At 64.2% G+C, this 22,716-nt stretch carries 19 protein-coding genes; 9 read left to right on the top strand and 10 right to left on the bottom strand.

Annotation, left to right across the window (positions count from 1 at the left end; translation table 11 throughout):
- Positions 1–375: 375 nt before the first annotated feature.
- The gene (locus AC25MA_RS24870; RefSeq protein ID WP_062363818.1) at positions 376–1,251 is read left to right on the top strand and encodes a formate/nitrite transporter family protein; all 876 of its coding nucleotides are present in this window, start codon (positions 376–378) and stop codon (positions 1,249–1,251) included.
- On the opposite strand, the gene AC25MA_RS24865 is transcribed toward AC25MA_RS24870, so the two are convergent.
- A complete protein-coding gene (locus tag AC25MA_RS24865; RefSeq protein ID WP_088851658.1) occupies positions 1,248–2,342 on the bottom strand; it encodes an MBL fold metallo-hydrolase in 1,095 nt (364 codons plus the stop codon). The two genes, AC25MA_RS24870 and AC25MA_RS24865, sit on opposite strands and share 4 nt — an antisense overlap.
- Positions 2,343–2,467: 125 nt before the next feature.
- Here AC25MA_RS24865 and AC25MA_RS24860 point away from each other — a divergent pair, with 125 nt between their 5' ends.
- Both AC25MA_RS24860 and AC25MA_RS24855 read left to right on the top strand, forming a co-directional pair.
- A complete protein-coding gene (locus AC25MA_RS24860) occupies positions 2,468–3,544 on the top strand; it encodes a diguanylate cyclase (RefSeq protein ID WP_036986507.1) in 1,077 nt (358 codons plus the stop codon).
- A gap of 51 nt (positions 3,545–3,595) precedes the next feature.
- Positions 3,596–6,181 carry a bifunctional diguanylate cyclase/phosphodiesterase gene (locus AC25MA_RS24855; protein ID WP_028692105.1) on the top strand — a complete coding sequence of 862 codons (2,586 nt, stop codon included), beginning with the start codon at positions 3,596–3,598 and terminating at the stop codon, positions 6,179–6,181.
- A gap of 20 nt (positions 6,182–6,201) precedes the next feature.
- Here the strand turns inward: AC25MA_RS24855 and AC25MA_RS24850 are convergent, their stop codons facing one another.
- The gene (locus AC25MA_RS24850; protein WP_486972489.1) at positions 6,202–6,522 is read right to left on the bottom strand and encodes a DUF2025 family protein; all 321 of its coding nucleotides are present in this window, start codon (positions 6,520–6,522) and stop codon (positions 6,202–6,204) included.
- A gap of 124 nt (positions 6,523–6,646) precedes the next feature.
- Entirely contained in the window at positions 6,647–7,567 is a 921-nt protein-coding gene (locus AC25MA_RS24845) for a LysR family transcriptional regulator (RefSeq protein WP_028692107.1), read from the bottom strand.
- Positions 7,568–7,679: 112 nt separating this feature from the next.
- Here AC25MA_RS24845 and AC25MA_RS24840 point away from each other — a divergent pair, with 112 nt between their 5' ends.
- Complete coding sequence (locus tag AC25MA_RS24840; protein ID WP_486972488.1) at positions 7,680–8,438, top strand: SDR family NAD(P)-dependent oxidoreductase; 759 nt, start codon at positions 7,680–7,682, stop codon at positions 8,436–8,438.
- Between the two features lie 195 nt (positions 8,439–8,633).
- Here AC25MA_RS24840 and AC25MA_RS24835 read toward each other — a convergent pair whose 3' ends face one another.
- Positions 8,634–9,413: a LysR family transcriptional regulator gene (locus AC25MA_RS24835; RefSeq protein WP_028692109.1), complete on the bottom strand. Its 780-nt coding sequence runs from the start codon at positions 9,411–9,413 to the stop codon at positions 8,634–8,636.
- A gap of 101 nt (positions 9,414–9,514) precedes the next feature.
- Here AC25MA_RS24835 and AC25MA_RS24830 point away from each other — a divergent pair, with 101 nt between their 5' ends.
- Entirely contained in the window at positions 9,515–10,243 is a 729-nt protein-coding gene (locus AC25MA_RS24830) for an SDR family oxidoreductase (protein WP_028692110.1), read from the top strand.
- Positions 10,244–10,355: 112 nt separating this feature from the next.
- Here AC25MA_RS24830 and ccoM read toward each other — a convergent pair whose 3' ends face one another.
- The 4 genes from ccoM to AC25MA_RS24810 all read right to left on the bottom strand — a co-directional run bounded on the left by ccoM (position 10,356) and on the right by AC25MA_RS24810 (position 11,963).
- Positions 10,356–10,472, bottom strand: a complete 117-nt coding sequence (gene ccoM, locus AC25MA_RS24825) for a cytochrome c oxidase subunit CcoM (protein ID WP_023629476.1) — start codon at positions 10,470–10,472, stop codon at positions 10,356–10,358.
- Positions 10,473–10,607: 135 nt separating this feature from the next.
- A complete protein-coding gene (locus tag AC25MA_RS24820; RefSeq protein WP_096048546.1) occupies positions 10,608–10,769 on the bottom strand; it encodes a hypothetical protein in 162 nt (53 codons plus the stop codon).
- Between the two features lie 59 nt (positions 10,770–10,828).
- Positions 10,829–11,155 (bottom strand): hypothetical protein, encoded by a 327-nt coding sequence (locus tag AC25MA_RS24815; protein ID WP_028692111.1) that lies wholly within the window; start codon positions 11,153–11,155, stop codon positions 10,829–10,831.
- Positions 11,156–11,267: 112 nt separating this feature from the next.
- The gene (locus AC25MA_RS24810; RefSeq protein WP_028692112.1) at positions 11,268–11,963 is read right to left on the bottom strand and encodes a M949_RS01915 family surface polysaccharide biosynthesis protein; all 696 of its coding nucleotides are present in this window, start codon (positions 11,961–11,963) and stop codon (positions 11,268–11,270) included.
- Between the two features lie 127 nt (positions 11,964–12,090).
- Here AC25MA_RS24810 and rapA point away from each other — a divergent pair, with 127 nt between their 5' ends.
- Positions 12,091–14,937, top strand: a complete 2,847-nt coding sequence (gene rapA, locus AC25MA_RS24805) for an RNA polymerase-associated protein RapA (RefSeq protein WP_279153496.1) — start codon at positions 12,091–12,093, stop codon at positions 14,935–14,937.
- 255 nt (positions 14,938–15,192) lie between these two features.
- Positions 15,193–17,457, top strand: a complete 2,265-nt coding sequence (locus tag AC25MA_RS24800) for a putative bifunctional diguanylate cyclase/phosphodiesterase (RefSeq protein ID WP_028692114.1) — start codon at positions 15,193–15,195, stop codon at positions 17,455–17,457.
- On the opposite strand, the gene AC25MA_RS24795 is transcribed toward AC25MA_RS24800, so the two are convergent.
- Entirely contained in the window at positions 17,357–18,244 is an 888-nt protein-coding gene (locus AC25MA_RS24795) for an NAD(P)-dependent oxidoreductase (RefSeq protein WP_486972487.1), read from the bottom strand. The genes AC25MA_RS24800 and AC25MA_RS24795 overlap by 101 nt on opposite strands.
- A 193-nt stretch (positions 18,245–18,437) precedes the next feature.
- Here AC25MA_RS24795 and AC25MA_RS24790 point away from each other — a divergent pair, with 193 nt between their 5' ends.
- On the top strand, positions 18,438–20,621 hold the full coding sequence (locus AC25MA_RS24790; RefSeq protein ID WP_028692116.1) for a hypothetical protein: 2,184 nt from the start codon (positions 18,438–18,440) through the stop codon (positions 20,619–20,621).
- Between the two features lie 211 nt (positions 20,622–20,832).
- Here the strand turns inward: AC25MA_RS24790 and AC25MA_RS24785 are convergent, their stop codons facing one another.
- Positions 20,833–21,138 (bottom strand): DUF2288 domain-containing protein, encoded by a 306-nt coding sequence (locus tag AC25MA_RS24785; protein WP_062363838.1) that lies wholly within the window; start codon positions 21,136–21,138, stop codon positions 20,833–20,835.
- A gap of 358 nt (positions 21,139–21,496) precedes the next feature.
- On the opposite strand from AC25MA_RS24785, the gene AC25MA_RS24780 reads away from it, so the two are divergent.
- Positions 21,497–22,612 (top strand): branched-chain amino acid ABC transporter substrate-binding protein, encoded by a 1,116-nt coding sequence (locus AC25MA_RS24780; protein ID WP_062573082.1) that lies wholly within the window; start codon positions 21,497–21,499, stop codon positions 22,610–22,612.
- The last annotated feature ends 104 nt before the right edge of the window (positions 22,613–22,716 follow it).

Raw genomic sequence — 22,716 nt, 5'->3', positions numbered from 1 at the left:
GATGCTGATAATCTTGGCGACTATCAGTCCGTACTCACAAGCACCCACACGAATTGCTTGATTCAATTTGTTAAAGAGCGTTTGGCTGAGAGCGTTTCGCCTCAACCGAGGCGCGCATTCTACGCTTTCCTCATTTACTGTCAAGCGTTGTTTTGAAGTTTTTTCGAAGCTGCTTTTTGCAAAACACCTTCAACCTCAACAACTTACCGCTTGCCTCGTAGCGTTCAACGCTGCGAGGAGGCGAATAATACGCGGTTTGATTTCAGAGTCAACACCTTGATCTGAAAAAACTTTCGATCGCCATCCGGCGGCCGCTCGGCAACTATTCGATGCGGTTGCCGCTCTGTAGAGAAACACGCAAGCGGAGCGGCTGCCATGAGCGATGCACAGAACGAGAAGACCCCGGGGCTGTCGCCGGACGAAGAGCAGGAAGTCAGCCACAACCAACCGCCCCGGGCGGCGGTGCTGCACGAGATCATCCGCGCCCAGGGTGACCACGAACTGGAACGCACGCTCGCCGCCTTGTGGTGGTCAGCGCTGGCGGCTGGCCTGACCATGGGCCTGTCGTTGATGGCCATGGGACTGTTCTACGCCCGCCTGCCCGAAGGCGACAGCGCCCAGGTAATCGCCAGCCTGGGCTACAGCGCAGGCTTCCTGGCGGTGATCCTCGCCCGCCAGCAACTGTTCACCGAAAACACCCTGACCGCCGTGCTGCCACTGATGACCACCCCCACCCTCACCAACCTGGGCCGCCTGCTGCGCCTGTGGACCGTCGTCCTGCTCGGCAACCTGGCCGGCACGCTGCTGGTAGCCTGGGTGATGCTCGAACTGCCGATATTCGACAGCAAGACCGATGTCGCCTTCCTGGATGTGGGCCGCAAGGTGATGGAGAACGGCATCGGCCAGATGTTCGCCAAGGGCATCGTCTCAGGCTGGATGATCGCCACCATGGTCTGGATGATCCCGTCCATGGAGCACGCCAAGATCTGGATCATCCTGATGATCACCTACCTGATGGCCCTGGGCGACTTCACGCATATAGTAGTGGGCTCGGTCGAGGTCTCTTACCTGGTCTGGGCCGGCGAGCAGAGCTGGAGCGCCTTCTGGCTCGACTTCGCCCTGCCCACCCTGGCCGGCAACATCATTGGCGGCAGTTTCATCTTCGCCTTGATCAGCCATGCCCAAGTGCGCAGCGACAGCGGCAAGCCGCCCTCGAAACTGTTGAAGCACGACAAACAGGCCAGGAACTAGCGCGCGGCAACCGCCCGCTCGGACGCCCTGCCCCGCTGCGGCAATGGCCGCGGCCGCCACCAGTTCTGCCCCGGATGCGGCGAGTCGAGGCTGACCCGTTCGCCCATCTGTGGCGTGCTCAGCTCTACCTGGGCGGCATTGGCCAGTGTCAGGATACGCTCGAAGGGCTCCTGCCAGCTGTGGATCGACAGGTCGAAGGTGCCGTTGTGAATAGGCAGCAGCCAACGGCCCTTCAGGTCCAGGTGCGCCTGCAGGGTCTGCTCCGGCTGCATATGCACACTGGGCCAGGCGACGTTGTAGGCGCCGGTCTCCATCAAGGTCACGTCGAAGGGCCCGTAGCGCTCGCCGATCTCGCGAAAGCCGGCGAAGTAACCAGTATCACCGCTGAAGAACAGCCGCAGCCCTTCGTCGATCATCACCCAGGACGCCCACAGTCTGTGGTTGCTGTCGAACAACCCACGTCCGGAAAAGTGCTGCGCCGGCGTGGCGGCGAAGCGCACGCCTTCGACTTCGGTTTCCTGCCACCAGTCCAGTTGCCGCACCTTGGCCGGCGGCACGCCCCACTCGATGAGCAGGTCGCCTACTCCCAGCGGTGCGAGAAAGTGCTCGGTGCGCGGCGCCAACCGGCGGATGGCCTGCTCGTCGAGGTGGTCGAAATGATCATGGGACAGGATCACCGCAGTCAGCGGCGGCAGATCGTCGAGCGCCAACGGCGGCGCATGGAAGCGCAGCGGCCCGGCCCACTGCACCGGTGAGGCGCGCTCGGCGAACACCGGGTCGGTAATGAAGAAGCGCCCGCGCAGCTTGAGCAGTACCGTGGAGTGGCCAAGACGCCACAAGCTATGGTCCGGCGCGTCGGCCACCTGCTGGCGGGTCATCGTCTGCAGGCTCAGCGCAGCATCTGGCCGGGTTTGCGGCGGCTTGCGCAGCAGCAGGTACTTGACGCCGATGCGCAGCTTCTTGAGCACGCCATCCCTGGGCAGCTCGACCTGGTTGTGAAAGCGTCCGTCCCGGTGCGGTGCCGGCTCGCCGGCGGGGGTAGCCATGGGGACCATGAGCAGCAGCACTCCACAAAAGAAGAAGGCCTTCATAGTACTCCACAGGGTCGGATCAACCGTGAAATGGCTTGTAAGGTCATTTTTCGCCGATGAACGATTGTTCAACAATATTCACACGACTTATGCGATAAACGGCGCCCCACAGAAGAACGACAACCATGATCGATAACCGCAGCGGCAAGGGGCTCTCTTTCGTCAGGCGCATCTACCTGCCGCGCATCATCGGCCTGGGGATCGGCCTGTTCAGCGTAATGGCCGCCATCGCCCCGCTGAACCCGCCGCAGTGGGCCTGGGCCCTGCTGCTGTTCAATGGCCTGCTCTGGCCTCATGTGGCCTACCAATGGGCCCTGCGCTCGGCCACGCCTTACCAGGCCGAACAGCGCAACATCCTGCTGGACTCCTTTATGGGCGGGTTCTGGACCGCGGCGATGCATTTCAACCCGCTGCCCACGGTGACCATCCTGTCGATGATGACCATGAACAACGTCGCCGCCGGCGGCAAACGGGTGCTGCTGCGCGGTCTGCTGGCTCAACTGGGCGGCATGCTGCTGGCCAGCGCCCTGCTCGGTACCGGCCTGCAGCCCCAGGCCACGCAACTGCAGGTGCTTGCCTGCCTGCCGATGCTCACCCTCTACCCCTTGGCCCTGGGTTGGGTGTGCTACCAGTTGGCGATCAAGCTGGCCGAGCACAAGCGCCGCCTAAGCGCCCTGAGCCGCACCGACAGCCTTACCGGCCTGCTCAACCATGGCTCGTGGAAGGACCTGCTGCTGCTCAAGTTCCAGATCTGCCAGCAACAGCAGCTGCCGGCGGTAGTCGCCCTGATCGACATCGACCACTTCAAGACCATCAACGACACCTACGGCCATGTGGTCGGCGACTGCGTGCTGCGCCAGCTCAGCCAGGAACTGCGGCGCAACCTGCGCGAGGACGACCTGGCCGGGCGCTACGGCGGTGACGAGTTCTGCGTGATCCTCCCCGGCGCCCACGAAGCCCAGGCGTGCCAGGCCATGGAGCGCCTGCGCGAGCGCGTCGGCGCCTACCGCAACCCGCAACTGCCGGGCCTGCGCATCAGCCTGAGCATCGGCCTGGCGGACTTTCGCACCACCCTCGCCTCGCCCGAACATTGGCTGGAACAGGCCGACAAGGCCCTGTACGCCGCCAAGCACCAGGGGCGCGACCAGGTCAATTTCGCCCGCGGCGAGGCCGCCCTGCTCAAGCTGGCCTATCCTGACTGAACCTTCGCCCAGGCCCCGGGCGCAGACAGCAGTTGAAGGAGTCGCCCGTACATGGACAGGAACGTCGACCTTTCATCCTCCAGCCCCACTTCGCGCCTGCAGGTGCGCAGGCTGGTAGGCGCGTTCTGCGCTCTGTTCGGCCTCGCCTGCGTGTTCACCCTGGTGGCGCTGTTCAACATCGCCGCCACGCTGGACCGCCAGGCGCTTGAGCAGAGCACCTTCCAGGCTACCCAGGCACTGGAGCAGCGGCTGGTGGCGTCGCGCCAGTTCCTCTCCAGCTACGCCGTCTGGGACGCTGCCTACGAACATCTGGTAGGCAAGGTCGACTGGCAGTGGGCGTATGACGAGAAGAACGTCGGTGAGTCGCTGTACAGCGCCAGCGGCTACGAAGGCGTGTTCGTGATCGAGGATGACCGCACCACCTATGCCCTGTTCAAGGGCAAGCCCACCGACTCACCGGCCAGCGCCCATATCGACAGTCCCCTGGCGCCGATCACCGACGCGGCGCGCAAGGCGGCCCCGGCCCGCGAGCAGGTGGCCCACTTCGTGCGCTTCAACGGCTGGCCCGCGGTGCTCAGCGCGGCGGCGGTGCGCCCGGACAAAGAGGTGACCGAGGCGGATGTGCGCCAGGCGCCGGTGATGGTGTTTATCGACCAACTGACCGAGGCCAAGCTCGCCGTGCTGGGCAAGGGTGCGGGCCTGACCGGCATGCGCCTGGAGAAAAATGGCGCCGCCCAGACCGGACAACCGCACATCGCCCTGGAGGAAACCGGCTATTACCTGGCCTGGAACACGCCGCTACCGGGTCGCCAGTTGCTCCACGCTTTCCTGCCGCCGCTGCTGGCGGTGCTGCTGGTGCTCGGCCTGGTGCTCCTGTACCTGTTCCGCCATGCCCTGCGCAGCTCCCGCGCCATCGACGACAGCCTGCTGCGCCTGCAGCAAAGCAACCGCGCCCTGGAGGCCAGCGAGCAGCGCTTTCGCGCAGTGGCCGAGGCCGCGTCGGACTGGATCTGGGAAACCGACCGCCAGCACCGCCTGACCTACCTGTCGCAGCGCTTCGTCAGCGTTACCGGCTACCGGCTCGAGGACTGGATAGGCCAGCCGCTAAACCAGCTGCTGGCCTGCGACACCACGCCCCTGCTGCCGTGGCTCGACAGCCAGGCCGACGACAACCCGCAGCAACTGGCCAACCTGCGCTGCAACTACGATGACGCCAGCGGGCAGAACCGCTACTGCCGCGTTTCGGCGCGCTCGATCGTCTACGAGGGCAAGCTCGCCGGCTTTCGCGGCACCGCCAGCGATATCACTGACGAAGTCGCCGCCCATGCCCGCATCCAGCACCTGTCGATGCACGATGCCCTGACTGGCCTTGCCAACCGCAACAAGCTGTCACGCCACCTTGAGCATGCGCTGTTGCGCGGCAGCGATTCACCGCCGCTGACCTTGCTGCTGCTCGACCTGGACAGTTTCAAGCCGATCAACGATTCCCTTGGCCACCCGGCCGGCGACGCGGTGTTGCAGGAGGTGGCCGGTCGCCTGCGCGACACCACCCGCGAAAATGACCTGGTGGCTCGCCTGGGCGGCGACGAGTTCGTCCTGGTGCTGCATGGCCTGGACAATCGCAGCGAGATCGATCGTTTCTGCGCCCGCCTGCTCGAGTTGCTGCAGCAACCTATAATCTACGAGGGACAACAGTTGCATATCGGCGCCAGCATTGGCATCGCCCAGACCCGAATCCAGGGCTACGATGCCGGTGAGTTGATCCGCTACGCCGACATTGCGCTGTACCAGGCCAAAGCCGACGGCAAGAATACCTGGCGTTACTTCTCGCCAGAGATGAACCAGCAGATCCAGTACCGCCGACAACTGGAAAACGACCTGCGCCGGGCGATCAAGCAGCACGAGTTCGTCCTGCACTATCAGCCACGCTATCGCCTGTACGACCTGCGCATCGTCTCGGTGGAGGCCCTGCTGCGCTGGCAGCACCCCGAGGAGGGCCTGCTCGGGCCGGACACCTTCATTCCCCTGGCCGAGCAGAGCGACCTGATCGTGCCCCTTGGTCGCTGGGTGCTGGCCGAGGCCTGCCGCAATGCCCGCGACTGGCCCGACGAACTGCTGGTCTCGGTCAACCTGTCGCCGGCGCAGTTCTCCCGCAGCGATGTGGTCGCCGATGTGCGCCAGGTACTGCTGGACACCGGCTTCCCGGCCCAGCGCCTGGAACTGGAGATCACCGAGAACGTGATGCTCAACGACATCGAGGGCGCCCTGGGCACCATGCTCGCGCTCAAGGAGCTGGGCGTGCGCCTGAACATGGACGACTTCGGCACCGGTTACTCGTCGCTGGGTTACCTGCGCACCTACCCCTTCGACAGCATCAAGATCGACAAGCGCTTCATCGCCGGGCTCAGCAGCCAGAGCGGCAACGACCGGGCAGTGGTGCAGGCCATCATCAACCTGGGCAAGGCCATGGGGCTGACGGTCACCGCCGAGGGGGTGGAGACCGAGCAGCAGTTGCAGGCGCTGGACAGGGAGCAGTGCCATGAGGTCCAGGGCTACTACCTGAGCAAGCCGGTGGACCGGGCGGGTTTCGAGGCGCTGCTGGCGGGCCGCGAGGTGCGCCAGCAGGATGTGTCCTGACTCCCTCTTGATGCATGCCTTCAGCGCAGGCTGCGTTCAGCCACGATCTCCGGCAGGTCGGTGCGCTTGAGGTAGATGCGCAGCGACTCGCCGATGTTCAGCCGATCGTCCACATGCTGCTCCAGCAGCAAGGCCAGGCGCTCCCGGCACAATGCCATGCGCGTGTCGGCCTCGGGGCGCCAGACGAACTCGTTGCAGGGGGTGATGCTGTCGTCGGCGACGTCCATGCCGAACGAATCTTCGGAAAACCGCACGATATGAATGCCGCGCTTGCCGTGGAAACCGACAAAGCCCTTGAGCTGGTCGGCGGCGTCGCAGATGTCCTGGGAAGTGATGGCCATGGCGTAACCTCGCAAAATTCGGAAGTGACGCACGCAGGGAACGGTCACCTCTGGCGGGCGACGCGCAGGTACCAGCCTAACGCAACTGCGGGAACCTTCGCCACGCATTCTCACCCTTCCCGTTTCAGCCGGTTGGCGCCGCCACCGGGTCGACCTGCGACGCCAGCAGCGCCGCCAGCCAGTTCATGAACGCCTGGACTCGGCGCGGCACATGGCGCTGCCGGGCATACAGCAGCGACACCGGCATGGCCCGCGCCTGCCAGGGCTCGAGCAGCGATATCAGCTCTCCATTGCGCAGGTGTTCATCGACGCCCACCGCCGGTACCTGGATCAGCCCGAGCCCTGCCAGGCAGGCGGCGGAATAGGCTTCGGCATTGTTCACCGTGACCACGCCGGCCATGGCCTGAAAGCGCAGCTCGCCCTCCTGCACGTATTCGAACCCGGCGCTGCGGGCACCGAGGTTGCGCACGTAGTGGACCAACCGATGGCCGGCCAGATCCTGCAGGTTCCGTGGCACGCCGTGACGCTCGAGGTAGGCGGGGCTGGCACAGTTGCGCATGCTCAGTCGCCCCACCGGGCGGGCAACCACGTCCAGTTCGCTGAGCGCGCCGATGCGCATCACGCAGTCGAAGCCTTCGCGCAGCAGGTCGACCTGGCGGTCGGTGCAACTAAGCTCCACTTCCAGGCGCGGGAAACGCTCGAGAAACCCTGGCAGCGCCGGCACAATCAGCCGCCGCGCCATCATGGTCGGCAGGTCGATGCGCAGGCGCCCGGTCAGCTCGGCATCGTCGGCGCTGAACAGGCTTTCGATCTCGTCCATGCCCGACAGCAGGTCCTTGCTGCGCTCGTAGAGCAAGGCGCCGTCCTGGGTGGTCTGCACCCGCCGCGTGGTGCGGTTGAACAGGCGCGTGCCGAGCAACCGTTCCAGCGCCCGCACCTGCTCGGAGACGGTCGAACGCGGCAGGCCCAGGCTTTCGCCGGCCAGGGTGAAACTGCTCAGTTCGCTGACCCTGACAAAAGTGCGCAACAGCTCCAGCTTGTTCATGACGGGCTCCGATTGTCCATTCAATACGAACAGTATTTCCGGAATCCGTGGATTTAACAGCCATCAACCGATCAATAACCTGTCATTCACCCCCCCCAACGAGGTAACCGACATGACTCGCAAGATCGCACTGATCACCGGCGCCAGCCGCGGCCTGGGCAAGAACACCGCCGAACACCTGGCCGCTCGCGGAATCGACATCATCGGCACCTACCACAGCAAGGCCGACGAGGCCCACGCCGTGGCCGCCTCGCTCGAACAGGCCGGCGTGCGCGCCGCCATGCTGCAACTGGATGTCAGCGACAGCGCCAGCTTTGCCGCCTTCGCCGAGCGCCTGGGCGACACCCTCGAACAGCAGTTTGGCCGCCGCCAGCTGGACTTCCTGGTGAACAACGCCGGCATCGGCCTGAACGTGCCGTTCAGCGAGACCAGCGAAGTGCAATTCGACCAGTTGCTGAACATCCAGCTCAAGGGGCCGTTCTTCCTCTCCCAGCGCCTGCTGCCGCTGCTGGCCGACGGCGGGCGCATCGTCAACATCTCCACCGGCCTGACCCGCTTCGCCCTGCCCGGCTACGCCGCCTATGCGGCCATGAAGGGCGCCATGGAAGTGCTGACCCGCTACCAGGCCAAGGAGCTGGGGGCGCGCGGTATTCGCGTGAACATTCTCGCGCCGGGCGCCATCGAGACCGACTTCGGCGGTGGCGTGGTGCGCGACAACCAGCAGGTTAACGACTACATCGCCAGCAACACGGCACTGGGACGCGTCGGCCTACCCGACGATATCGGTGCGGCCATCGCCCTGTTGCTGGAGGACGGCAATGGCTGGATCACGGGGCAGCGGCTGGAGGTGTCAGGGGGGATGTTTCTCTAGGCATGTGGCAGATTGACTGGCTTGTTACGCGGTTCCCTGTAGGCCTTGTGTCGCGAAGCGGCCCCAGGATCTTGGGTATGTTTCAAGATTGTCGGGGCTGCTTCGCAGCCCTTTCGCGACACAAGGCCGCTCCCACAGGGATCGCGCCAGATTCTAAAAATTGAGCAAGACAGTTGCTCCCACAATCCTGGTCGTTCAAGCGCGGCTCAGGGCCTGATGCAGCGCTGCCACGGCGGGTAGTGCCAAGGCCTCATGGGACATGCACAATCCGACCCGACGGCGCAGCGTCAGGCCGCTGCCCGGCTGCCAGTAGACGCCCGGGCAACGCTCGACCAGCGACTGCGGCAACCAGGCCGCGCCCTGCCCGGCGGCGACCATGGCCAGGACCCGTTGCAACGAACCGGCCTGGCCGACCTGCTCCCCCCCGTCATACAAGCCCATCAAGCGTTGGTGCGACGGGTGCTGCGGGCAGGTGATCCAGCGTCCGTCCGGCTGGCTGCCGGTGGCCATCACCCGCACGAACGCTTCCTCCCACAGCGGCAGGAACAGTTCGTCCTCACAGCGCTGAGACTCGTCCGCCAGGCGTGCATCACCGTCGCAGCCCTCCAGCAGGGTCAACTGCAAGCCCGCCACCGCCTGGCTGGCCAGACGCACGCAGGCCTCGACCTGGGCCGGTGCGATGTCGGCCTCGATGCCCAGCGCCAACGGCACCCGCTCCTGCCCCTGACGAAACCGCAGGCGCAGGGCCTCGGCCTCGGCCACCATGCGGCAGGCCTGGGGATAGAGCTCGCGGGCCTGCTCGCTGACTTCGACCCCACGGGCTTGGCGCAGGAACAATTCGGCGCCCAGCTCCTCTTCCAGCTGGCGAATGGTCACCGACAAAGTCGGCTGGGCCACGCACAAACGCTGGGCGGCTACCGTGATGTTGCGCGCTTCGAAGACGGCGATAAATGCCTTGAGGTGACGAATATCCATAGATAGAACCGATGCCAGCCAGAGAAATAAGCCGTTTTTCATGGCCGCAGACGCAATCTAGAATCCTGGCCATCGAAAGCGATTATGCCTGGGAGGCAACCATGAACAAACCCTTGATCATTGTCACTGGCGCCAGCTCCGGTATCGGCGCCGCCACCGCCCAGCGATTCTCCGCTGCGGGTCATCCACTGCTGCTGATCGCCCGACGCCTGGAACGCCTCGAGGCGCTGGCGCTTCCCGATTGCCTGTGCCGCGCCGTGGATATCCGCGACCGGGCGGCGCTGGTGGCTGCCGTGGCCGAGGCCGAAGCGCTGTACGGCCCGGCCGATGCCCTGGTGAACAACGCCGGGGTGATGCTGCTGGGGCAGGTGCACGAGCAGGATCCGGAGCAGTGGGAGCGCATGTTCGACATCAACGTCAAGGGATTGCTCAACGGCGTGCAGGCGCTGGTCGGCGGGATGATCGAGCGGCGCCACGGCACGCTGATCAACGTCAGTTCCGTGGCCGGGCGCAAGACCTTCCCCAACCATGTGGCCTATGTGGGCAGCAAGTTCGCCGTGCACGGGCTGTCGGAGAACCTGCGCGAAGAGTTGGCGCCGCATAATGTGCGGGTGGTGACCATCGCCCCGGGCGCGGTGGAGACCGAGCTGCTCGGGCACACCACCGACGAGGGTATCAAGCGCGACTACGAAGCGTGGAAGGCCAATGATATGGGCGGCGTGGTACTGAGCGCCGAGGATGTCGCCGGGGCGATCGTCTGGGCCTACCAGCAGCCGCAGCAGGTTTGCATTCGCGAGATCGTGCTGGCGGCGACCGCTCAACAACCCTGAGATGAATGCGCCCCGTACGTCGGCAAGCCCCGTCCCGCGATGAAAATCCAGGCAAAAAAATGGGCGACCGAAGTCGCCCTAAATGCCTTGCGTGCTCATGGATCGGGAAGGATCAGCGCTGATTACGCTTTTTCGAGTCCTTCCAGATGAAAATGCCCAGACCGGCGAAGAACGCCAACATCAACCCGACCGTTACCACACCGGCGATAACCACGTTGTCGAAGAACATGTCGGCCCCTCCCTTGATGTGCCGTCATCCGATGGGTGCAAGGTAACCAATGCCGGGAGGGGGAAAATTGACCGGAGTCAATGGCGCCCGGAGCCGGGCGCGCGAGGCGGGTGCAGGGTTGACCTGCATCAAGTTTCAGCGCTTCTTGGGTTTGCCCTTGGGCTTTTTCTTCTTGGCCTGGGCCAGCGGCATGGCCTGTTCGAAGGCCTGGCGCATGTCGTTCAGGCGCTTGTCGTTGAGGTCGTGGATGCGTTTGGCGCGTTCGGCGCCGAAATCGATCAGGTTGTCTTGGCTCATGGCGGGCTCGACGGACAGCAGAGGCCTTTATGATGAAGGCAAGCGGCAGTGCTGACTAGTCAGACTTCGATATCCACCAGCAACCCCTGGCGCGTGCGCTCGCCCATCGGCGCCACCGGCACGGTGTTGTCGGCGTTGAGCTCTTCGCCCGGCACGGCCTCGTACCGATCGCCTTCAGCCTGCTTGCGCCTTTTTTGCTGACGGCGTTGCTCGTCGCGCAGCAGCAGGGCCTGCTCTTGGGGATCACGATGATTCTTCAGGTCAATGGTGCCATCGCTGGAGGTCGGCTGCGTGGGTACCACCGGCGCAATGGTCGGCGGTGGCTTGACCGGGTCGTGTTGCGAGGTCACGGGGGCGGCACTGAGCGGGATGATCGGCGGCAGCATGGTGGGTCTCCTGTAGCCTGGTTGTCGGCTGGTGGTGCGCCGCCTTGAATGCCTGCGGTCAAAGGTGTGCGGCGTGTCACAGCGCCGCACTGCGCTGGATTATAGCGCGGGATTACTCAGCCTCGTCGTCCGGGTCATCGTCTGGCGCGGCGCTCGACTCGCTCCAAGGCCGCTTGTAGACCTGCTGCCAGACCGCGTCCATGTGCTCGCGCACGACCTGCGGGGCGCTCTTGAGCGAGGCGCTATCCTCGCGCTCGCCGCCGAACGCGTCTTCACCGGGCGGGCTGATCAGCGACTGGCCGGTGATTGTGTAGATCGCTTGGCCCTCACGCATCTCGATGGCGATGTCGTGGGGGTCGATGCCGCCGCCGCAGAAGGCGTGGCTGGCCACGGTGACTTCGGCGACGCCGTCCTTGTTCAGGTCACCGACATCGCTGACGTCGGTATAAAAGTCGACGTCCAGGTCCAGTCCGGCGCAGGTGGTCTCCTGCTCGATCTGCCAGCGCGCCTTGAAAGCATCACCGCCGGCGGCGCGGCCATACAAGGTGGCCTTGAGCACCACCTTGTCGACTTCTTCCTCGGTGTCGGGGTCGGTGGCCTGGCCATCGACACGGCTCAGCACCAGCAGGCCTTCACCCTCGCGGTCGTGGAAGTGCACACTCTTGATCGGTGTCTGCACACCGAGCACCTCGAGTTGCTCGACCGGAATCGGCGGCAGGACTTCGAAGCTCTTCTGTTCGCAGGCGGCCAGCAGCGCGAGGCTGCCCAGGCCCAGAGTGACGTTCAACCAGCGGTGCTTGGCAACCATGTTGGCGCGTGGCCCTCGTGACAGGACGGTATTCGTCGATGAAAGCGCTAGACTCTTCACATTCATTGGTCTGGCGAAGCCGATCCGTTAACATAGCCGGCTTTTTCATCGCGGGAGTTTTGGCAGTATGGCGCAGCAGTATCAACCGGGGCAACGCTGGATCAGCGACAGCGAAGCCGAGCTCGGTCTTGGGACCATCCTGGCGCAGGATGGCCGTCTGTTGACCGTGCTCTACCCGGCCACGGGCGACACCCGCCAGTACTCGCTACGCAATGCGCCGCTGACCCGCGTGCGCTTCTCGCCCGGCGACCTGATCACCCACTTCGAAGGCTGGAAGCTGACCGTGCAGGAAGTCGAGGACATCGACGGCCTGATGGTCTACCACGGCATCGATGGCCAGAACCAGCCGCGCACCCTGCCCGAGACGCAGCTGTCAAACTTCATCCAGTTCCGCCTTGCCAGCGACCGCCTGTTCGCCGGGCAGATCGACCCGCTGTCGTGGTTCTCGCTGCGCTACAACACCCTGCAGCACACCAGCAAGCAGATGCTCTCCTCCTTGTGGGGCCTGGGCGGTGCGCGCGCCCAACCCATCGCCCACCAGTTGCACATCGCCCGTGAAGTGGCCGACCGCATCGCTCCCCGGGTATTGCTGGCCGACGAAGTGGGCCTGGGCAAGACCATCGAGGCTGGCCTGGTAATCCACCGCCAGCTGCTGTCCGGGCGGGCCAATCGCGTGCTGATCCTGGTACCCGAGAACCTCCAGCACCAGTGGCTGGTGGAAATGCGCCGACGCTTCAACCTGCAAGTGGCACTGTTCGACGCCGAGCGCTTCATCGAAAGCGACGCCAGCAACCCGTTCGAGGATGCCCAGCTGGCGCTGGTCGCCCTGGAATGGCTGGTCGAGGACGAGAAGGCCCAGGACGCGCTGTTTGCCGCCGGCTGGGACCTGATGGTGGTCGACGAAGCACACCACCTGGTCTGGCACGAGGAACAGGCCAGCGCCGAGTATGCGCTGGTCGAGCAACTGGCCCAGGTCATCCCGGGCGTGCTGCTGCTCACCGCCACCCCGGAACAGCTCGGCCAGGACAGCCACTTCGCCCGCCTGCGCCTGCTCGACCCCAACCGTTTCCACGACCTTGCCGCCTTCCGTGCCGAGAGCGAAAACTATCGCCCGGTCGCTGAAGCGGTGCAGGAACTGCTCGACGAAGGCCGTCTGTCGGCCAAGGCCCACGCTACTATCCAAGGCTTCCTCGGTGCCGAAGGCGAAGCCCTGCTGGCCGCGGTCAGCGATGGCGACAGCCAGGCCAGCGCCCGTCTGATCCGCGAGCTGCTCGACCGCCACGGTACCGGCCGCGTGCTGTTTCGCAACACCCGCGCGGCAATCCAGGGCTTCCCCGAGCGCCAGCTGCACCCCTACCCGCTGGCCAACCCCGACGCCTATGCCGAGCTGCCCTCGGGCGAGCGCGCCGAGTTGTACCCGGAAGTGGCCTTCCAGGCCCAGGGCGAGACCGGCGACGACGAGCGCTGGTGGCGTTTCGATCCACGGGTCGACTGGCTGATCGACACCCTGAAGATGCTCAAGCGCACCAAGGTCCTGGTGATCTGCGCCCACGCCGAGACCGCCATGGACCTGGAAGACGCCCTGCGCGTGCGTTCCGGCATCCCGGCCACGGTGTTCCATGAAGGCATGAGCATCCTCGAGCGCGACCGTGCCGCCGCCTATTTCGCCGATGAGGAATTCGGCGCCCAGGTGCTGATCTGCTCCGAGATCGGCAGTGAGGGCCGCAACTTCCAGTTCGCCCACCACCTGGTGATGTTCGACCTGCCGGCGCACCCCGACCTGCTCGAGCAGCGCATCGGCCGTCTCGACCGGATCGGCCAGAAACACACGATCCAGCTGCACATCCCGTACCTGCAGGACAGCCCGCAGGAGCGCCTGTTCCAGTGGTACCACGAAGGCCTCAACGCCTTTCTCAACACCTGCCCGACCGGCAACGCCCTGCAGCATCAGTTCGGCCCGCGCCTGCTGCCACTGCTGGCCGACAGTGACGAGAAGAGCTGGAGCAAGCTGGTGGCCGAGGCCCGCGCCGAGCGCGAGCGCCTGGAAGCCGAGCTGCATACCGGCCGCGACCGCCTGCTGGAGCTCAACTCCGGCGGTGCCGGCGAAGGCCAGGCGCTGGTCGAGGCCATTCTCGAACAGGACGACCAGTTCGCCCTGCCGATCTACATGGAAACCCTGTTCGACGCCTTCGGCATCGACAGCGAGGACCATTCGGAAAACGCCCTGATCCTCAAGCCGAGCGAGAAGATGCTCGATGCCAGCTTCCCGCTGGGCGACGACGAAGGCGTGACCATCACCTACGACCGTGGCCAGGCGCTGTCGCGCGAGGACATGCAGTTCCTCACCTGGGAACACCCGATGGTCCAAGGTGGCATGGACCTGGTGCTGTCCGGTTCGATGGGCAACACCGCGGTTGCGCTGATCAAGAACAAGGCGCTCAAGCCCGGCACCGTGCTGCTCGAACTGCTCTACGTCAGTGAAGTGGTCGCCCCCCGCAGCCTGCAGCTGGGCCGTTACCTGCCGCCGGCGGCGCTGCGCTGCCTGCTGGATACCAACGGCAACGACCTGGGCCCGCGGGTGGCGTTCGAAACCCTCAACGACCAGCTCGAAAGCGTGCCCAAGGCCAGCGCCAACAAGTTCGTCCAGGCCCAGCGCGACGTGCTGGCCAAGCGCATCGCCGCCGGCGAGGCCAAGGTCCTGCCGACCCACAACGAACGCGTGGCCCAGGCCCGGCAGCGGCTCACCGCCGAGGCCGACGAGGAACTGGCGCGCCTGACCGCGCTGAAGGCCGTGAATCCGAGCGTGCGTGACAGCGAGATCGATGCCCTGCGCAAGCAGCGTGAAGAAGGGCTGGCGGCGCTGGACAAAGCGGCGCTGCGCCTTGAGGCGATCCGGGTGCTTGTCGCCGGTTGATCTCAATAGAGGTCATCGCGGGGCAAGCCCGCTCCCCCGAGCCCGTCAGGGATTCGAGGGAGCGGGCTTGCCCCGCGATCGATTCGGCCAGTCGATATTCATTTAGACCATCCAGCTATTGCCTTCATATCCAAATGGTAGAAATCAAAGTGCCATTAATCAGGAAGGCTTAAGCACCCGTTTCTATACTCCTGCAGGAACAGTCTCCATCCGTGCTATTTGGGGACGAGTGAAGACTCGACGAAGAGGCCTGCAATGGAGTGGCTGGGACTGCAATTGTTCGCCGAGCTGCCGGCGACCGGACAGATCATCCTCGACTGCCGACACAACCCCTTCCTGGTGCTGCTCGCCTTCGTCGTGGCCAGCGCCGCCTGTTTCGCCACCCTGGACATGAGCGAACGCCAGAGCCAATGCGAGGACCGCTTCGCCCGTCGGCAATGGCGAGTGCTTGGCGCCTGCTGCCTGGCCGGCGGGATCTGGGCCATGCACTTCATCAGCATGCTGGCGTTCCAGGCACCACTGGAGATCCACTTCGACGCACCGCTGACAGGCTTGTCGCTGCTGGTGGCCCTGCTCGCCGCCTGGCTGGCGATGAACAGCCTCAATCGCAGCGAAATGCGCCTGCGCCACTATCTGCAGACCGCGCTGTTCATCGGCCTGGGCATCAGCATCATGCACTACACCGGCATGGCCGCCCTGCAGACCAGCGCCCAGCAGTACTACCAGACCGGCCTGCTGCTCGCCTCCATCGGCATCGCCGTGCTCGTCAGCCTGGTGGCGCTGCTGATGGCCCGCTACTTCCGCAAGGGCAGCGGCACCTTGCACCTGTTGCTCAAGTACGGCGCCAGCCTGCTGATGGCCGGCGGCATCGTGCTGACTCATTTCACCGGCATGGCGGCCATGACCCTGGTGATTCCCGGCGAAACCGCCCTGCGCCTGCCCTCGGCCGACAACAGTCTGCAGTTGGCACTGACCATCGCTGTCATCACCCTGCTGATCAGCGCTGGCAGCATCAGCGCGGCGCTGGCCGACAAGAAGCTGCAGAGCAAGGAGCACGACCTGCGCCGGGTCAATGTGTTGCTCAGCCAGCTCGACCAGGCCCGGGCTTCGCTGCAGCAGGCAGCCCACTACGATGCCCTGACCAACCTGGTCAACCGCCGCGGCTTCAACCAGGTGTTCGCCGAGCGCCTGGCCGAACAGGCCGCCCATGAGGGCATGCTGGCGGTGATGTTCCTCGACATCGACCATTTCAAGCGCATCAACGACAGCCTCGGGCATGCCGCCGGCGACGAACTGCTCAAGGTGATCGCCGGCCATATCAAGGCCGCCACACGCGGTCAGGACCTGGTGGCGCGCTTCGGTGGCGATGAGTTCTGCATCGTCACCAGCCTCAACAGCCGCGACGAGGCCCGCCACCTGGCCCAGCGCATCATGCAGCGGATGAAGGAGCCGATCGACCTGGCGGGCCGGCGCATGGTCATGACCACCAGCATCGGCATCAGCATCTTCCCCGATGACGGCCAGAGCACCGAGGAACTGCTGAAGAACGCCGACCTGGCGCTGTACCAGTCCAAAGGCTGCGGGCGCAACAGCCTGAACTTCTTCAACAACGGCCTGAAGACCCGTGCCACCTTGGAGCTGCAACTGGAGGAGGAACTGCGCGTGGCGCTGTTCGAGGAGCGCGGCCTATGCGTGCACTACCAGCCGATCTACGACCTGCGCAGCGGCCAGGTGGCCAAGCTCGAGGCCCTGGTACGCTGGCAGCACCCGCAGCACGGCCTGCTCAGCCCCGAGCGTTTCATCTGCATCGCCGAGGCCAACGGCCTGATCGCCGAACTGGACCTGTGGGTGCTGCGCCGGGCCTGCGAGGACCTGGCCCAGCTCAATCGCCACGGCTATGGCGAACTGAAGGTCACGGTGAACTGCTCGGCGCTCACCCTCGGCCGCGAGGAGCTGGCCACCGAGGTGGAGATGGCGCTGTTCCAGGCCGGCCTGGCGCCGCGCCAGCTGGAACTGGAGGTCACCGAAAACGCGCTGATGGGCGACATTCATCACACCATCAGCCTGCTCAAGCGCATCCGCGCCCAGGGCGTGGCGCTGTCGATCGACGACTTCGGCACCGGCTATTCGTCATTGGCCTACCTAAAACGGCTGCCGCTGGACGTGCTGAAGATCGACCGCTCGTTCATCCAGGACGTGCCGGGCAGCCAGAAGGACCGGGAAATCGTCCAGGCAATCATCATCATGGCCCACACCCTGCACCTGAAGGTGGTCACCGAAGGCGTCGAGACCGTCGAGCAGCATGAGTTCCTCGCCAGCCATGGCTGCGACTACCTGCAGGGCTACCTGCTCAGCCGGCCGGTGCCGCTGGCCGAGCTACGGCCGATCCTCGAACGCCTCGACCGCCAATCGGGCGAGCTCAGTCCTTGTTGCGATACAGCGTTACCAGAGTCGCCGGATCTTTTTGCAGATAACCCTGGCTACCGTGCAGGCGCATCAGCTGCGCGGCGAGGCCACTGAGCGGCGTCGCCGAGCCCTGCTCGCGGGAAAACTTCACCGCGGTATCGAGGTCCTTGAGCAAGGTGCGCACGTGCCACTTGACCGGCTCGAAGCGGCTCTCGGCCATTTGCGGGGCAAGGATCTGCAGCGGCCTGGAGTCGGCGAATCCGCCGGCCAGCGCCTCGGCGATCAGCCGCGCATCGACCCCTGACTGCTCAGCCAGGGCCACCACCTCGGCGATCACCAGCGCATTGCAGGCCACGATCATCTGGTTGCACGCCTTGGTCACCTGGCCGGCGCCCACCGCGCCCATGTGCGTGACCCGCTGGCCCAGGGTCAGCAGCACCGGCCGCGCCCGCTCGAGATCATCGGCCTCGCCGCCGACCATGATCGCCAGGGTACCCGCCTCGGCCCCCGGCGTGCCGCCGGACACCGGTGCATCGAGCCAGGCCATGCCGCACAGGGCGGCCAGCTCGGCGGCCATTTCACGGGTGGCGGTTGGCTCCAGGCTGGAGAAGTCCACCAGCAGCTGACCACTGCGCCCGCCATGGACGATGCCCTGCTCGCCGAACACCACCTCGCGCACCACCGCCGTGTCGGCCAGGCACAGCAGCACCATGTCCGTCGCCTGGCACAGCTCGGCGGGGCTGGCGGCCAGTTGCGCACCGGCGGCGACCAGCTCGGCGCACTTGCCCGGACTGCGGTTCCACACGGTCAACGGGTACCCGGCGGCCAGCAACCGACGGCACATCGGCAGGCCCATCAGGCCAATCCCGGCAAAACCCAACGAAGGCAATGCAATACTCATGAGCGACTCCAGATTAAAGAAGCGTGACAAACGGACGATGCAATGCGGGTGCGAACGGAAAAACCTTAGTCCGACTAAGGAAACCCCCTATCGCATAAGAAAAAGACGCACTGATAAAGTCGCGAAATTTCTCCGTGATGGCTAGATGACATGCATCACCGGGAAGCCAACCACTCCAGGCAAATGGCGCACTATGACCTCTACGAACACTTCTGCCAATGCGGTCCCCGAGCCGACCCTCAGCCCCACTTCGCTGACTGCCGGCAGTGCTCGAGACCTTCCCGCCGCCCGCAGCATGCCGGCGCAGCAGTACCTGTACTTCACCGAGCAGGACATCCAGCGCATCCTCGACAACCTCGACGGCCTGCGCGACCTGGTGTTTCCGCCGAACCTGCACGTGGAGGACGAGGACCAGTTGCGCCTGGAGCAGCAGTTCCCGTCGGTGTGCCTGATTGGCCTGGGCCGCTGCGGCTCGAACATCGCCCTGGACGTGGCGGAACTGGTATACAACGCCCGCACCTTCTTCCTCAATGAGTACAACAACGAGGACCGCTTCAAGGGTGAAGCAGGCTACAGCCCGGCGCGCTGGATCCGCCAGAACCTGCGCCTGGTGCAGAACAAGGCCGCCAAGCCGGTGTTCCTGGTCGAGCCGCTGGTGATGCTGGGCGACCTGGACAAGGACATCGCCGGGCGCATCCGCTTCTCGCGCAAGGGCGAGCGTGGCGGCTTCCTGCGTGACTACAGCAAGATGAAGATCATGGACCTGTCCGAGGTGCATGCCGGGGGTGCCGGTAACGCGCCGATCCTTGGCCAGTACCTGGCCAAGATCATCCTCAACAAGGACACCCAGCGCTTCTCCAGTGCCGACTGGAAACTGATCCACTCGTACCTGATCGACTCCTGCGGCATCAAGGCCAACCAGTCGCGCCTGTACTTCTACATCTTCAGCGCCGGCGGCGGCACAGGTTCAGGGATGGCCTCGGAATTCGGCCTGGCCCAGCAGTACTCGTACATGAACAAGACCTTCGACACCAAGCCGGCCGACGAGAACGACGGCAAGAGCGGGCACTCGTTCGTCTTCGAGCCGATCTTCACCAGCGGCATCTGCGTGCTGCCCAACGCCTCCGACCACCGCAGCGAAATGTCCGAGGCGCTGCACATCAACGCCGGACGCCTGCTATGCAAATACCTGTCGGAGGAATGGGACTTCTCGTACAACTTCGACAATGAAGACAGCAGCGAAGCCAGCGTCATGGGCCGTATCCGCCCATGGAACGCGATGATGCTGATCTCCAACGACATCATGCGCTACGCCGAGGAGAGCGATGACGGCACGATCCAGAACATCGACGTCAACGCCATGGAGAAGCACGCCAACCAGTACATCTCCCAGCAGATTTTCAACATCCTCACCGCCCAGGCGGTGACCACCGACTACGACCAGAACTACTTCCGTCGCGCCGGCATCGACATCGGCGAGACCATTCGCCTGGACGCCAACGACCTGTTCATGAGCCTGGCCGGCCCCGTGGCCATCGCCTACGCCGAATCGGTGGTGCCGGAAGTGCCACCTGCTGGGTCGGACAAGTTCAAGGTGTTCGAGCGCGAGCAGCCGCGCCTGGATATCGACGACCTGTTCTTCCGCTCCATCGACCTGCCGCACTTCAACAAGCAGACTCAGGCCATCGAGGGCATCAGCCTGCTGCCGATCGAGTCGCGCCGCTACCGCGCCGCGCTGGAGCAGTACCAGGCCTCGGGCTACGACGCCGCGGCCCTGCACGACCTGCACTTCTTCAAGAACTGCTCGTCGGTGGTGTCGATCGTCTCCCTGCCCAAGGACTACAAGCTGTCGTACATGGACCTGAACCGGCTCAAGACCCACCTCAACAGCCTGTTCCCCAACACCACGCTCAAGCGCTACGCGTTGGTGATCGGCGCCTCGGCCAACCTGTCACTGACCACCCTGATCGCCAAGAGCCCTTGCCTGTCGGACGACTTCCTGACCCTGATCGTGGCGTTCATCAAGCGCTGCTTCGCGCGCAACCCGTACCGCTTCGACGACACCATGGACAACGCGATCCTGGAGTTCATCACCAGCGAGCACTTCGATGAAGACAGCATCGACGACCTGCTCAACGAGTTCGAGAACCCGGCGAAGATCCTCGACACCAACTGGTACGCGATCAAGCCGATGTACGAGAAGAAATACCGCGAGCTGATCAACGACAAGAGCCGCTTCGTCTCGATCAACGATATCCGCCTGTCGCGCGAGTGCGTGAAGAAGGCAGTGAAGTACCTGCGCGAGATCTTCCGCCATCGCATCGGCAAGACCCGGGTGATTTCGCTGAACAGCCATACCGGGCGCGTGGACTACTGAAAACCATCGCGGGGCAAGCCCGCTCCCACGAGGAGGCTTCGTGGGAGCGGGCTTGCCCCGCAATCATTTCGGCGGCGTATTACGCATGCCGTAAACTGTTACCGCCCCGCCAAATCACCCCGCCACTGTTACCAACTTCCACCTTACGTGAGCGTCAACGCGCACCATCACGAGGCGTATGCGCGTTTTTGCGCACTAAAAAAGCGCTTGCTTATTCCGCTTTCTTCGCCTGGATCACGATGAACGGCGAAACCACCACCGCCCAGATCTCTGGATCGCGGGTTTGCAGGTCGAGCGCCTGCTCAGCAGAGACCGCTCCGACAGTGCCATCATTACGCCACTTGGCGAAGATCTCGCTGCGATTCTCGGCCATCGCCTCGGCAACGGTGATCAGGTCGAGGCTGGGGTCGACCCAAATCAGGTCACCCTTGGCCCAGAAACGCTCCAGGGCTTTCCACTCGATGACGGCGGTCTCGCCGAGCAATTTGGCATAGAGGGTGCTTACTTGATCAGTCATGGGTCTACCTGCGCAAAGATCGTCCAACAAAAAGGCCGGCATTTTTGCAGAAAAACCTGGTTTCAAATACGTAATTTGGTCGATCAGGCCCGAACTTGTGGGGGCGGGCCGCGGATACCGGCAAAGTGATGGCGCTTTTCTGTATCTTTATGTCGACCAGGCGACACCCCTCGAAACAGACGCTTTTCGCCCGCTTTTCAAGCGCTCGGACGGCGCTCTACACTGTACCGGTACAGTTCCGGGACATGTTCCGGGGGAAGGTGGGCTCACGGCATGGCGTAGCCAGGCCGTAGATCCCGCCCGGTCTGTAGCCCTGGCCTCAGGACTATAAGAATTACAACAGAATGAGTGGAGCACTATGATCAAGATTTCCAAGCTGTTTGCCGCGATGGTTCTGGCCGGAGTCGCCAGCCATTCGTTTGCCGCCGACACCATCAAGATCGGCATCGCCGGTCCCAAGACCGGGCCGGTGACCCAGTACGGCGACATGCAGTTCGTCGGCGCCAAACAGGCCATCAAGGACATCAACGCCAAGGGCGGCGTCGATGGCAAGATGCTCGAAGCCAAGGAATACGACGACGCGTGCGACCCTAAACAGGCCGTGGCCGTCGCCAACAAAGTGGTCAACGATGGCGTCAAGTACGTGATCGGCCACCTCTGCTCCAGCTCCACCCAGCCTGCGTCCGACATCTACGAAGACGAAGGCGTGATCATGATCACCCCCGCCGCCACCTCCCCGGACATCACCAGCCGTGGCTACAAGATGGTCTTCCGCACCATCGGCCTGGACAGCGCCCAGGGCCCGGCCGCCGGCAACTACATCGCCGACCACGTCAAGCCGAAGGTCGTTGCGGTCCTGCACGACAAGCAGCAGTACGGCGAAGGCATCGCCACCGCGGTCAAGACCACCCTCGAGAAGAAAGGCACCAAGGTCGCCGTCTTCGAAGGCCTGAACGCCGGTGACAAGGACTTCTCCTCGATCATCCAGAAGCTCAAGCAGAACAACGTCGACTTCGTCTACTACGGCGGCTACCACCCGGAGCTGGGCCTGATCCTGCGCCAGGCGCAAGAGAAGGGCCTGAAGGCCAAGTTCATGGGTCCGGAAGGCGTGGGTAACGACTCCATCTCGCAGATCGCCCAGAATGCCTCCGAAGGCCTGCTGGTCACCCTGCCGAAATCGTTCGACGCCGACCCTGCGAACAAGGCCATCGTCGACGCCATCAAGGCCGACGGCAAGGACCCGAGCGGTCCGTTCGTGTTCCCGGCCTATTCGGCTGTCCAGCTGATCGCCGAAGGCATCAAGGCCGCCAAGTCCGAAGACACCGACAAGGTGGCTGCCGCCATCCACGCCGGTACCTTCAAGACCCCGACCGGCGACCTGTCCTACGATGAGAAAGGCGACCTGAAGGACTTCAAGTTCGTGGTCTACGAATGGCACTTCGGCAAGCCGAAGACCGAAGTCTCCCCTCAGTAACTGCGTGACTAATAGCTGACCGAGAAGCCCACTGTGCGAGCAGTGGGCTTTGTTTTACGAGGTTCTATGGACCTGATTCCCGTGATCCGGGAGCCGGTTCACCT

This window comes from Pseudomonas sp. P65(2024) (assembly GCF_057480955.1).
Note: the sequence above shows the minus strand (reverse complement) of the source record. Positions and strands in the feature narration are given on the sequence as shown.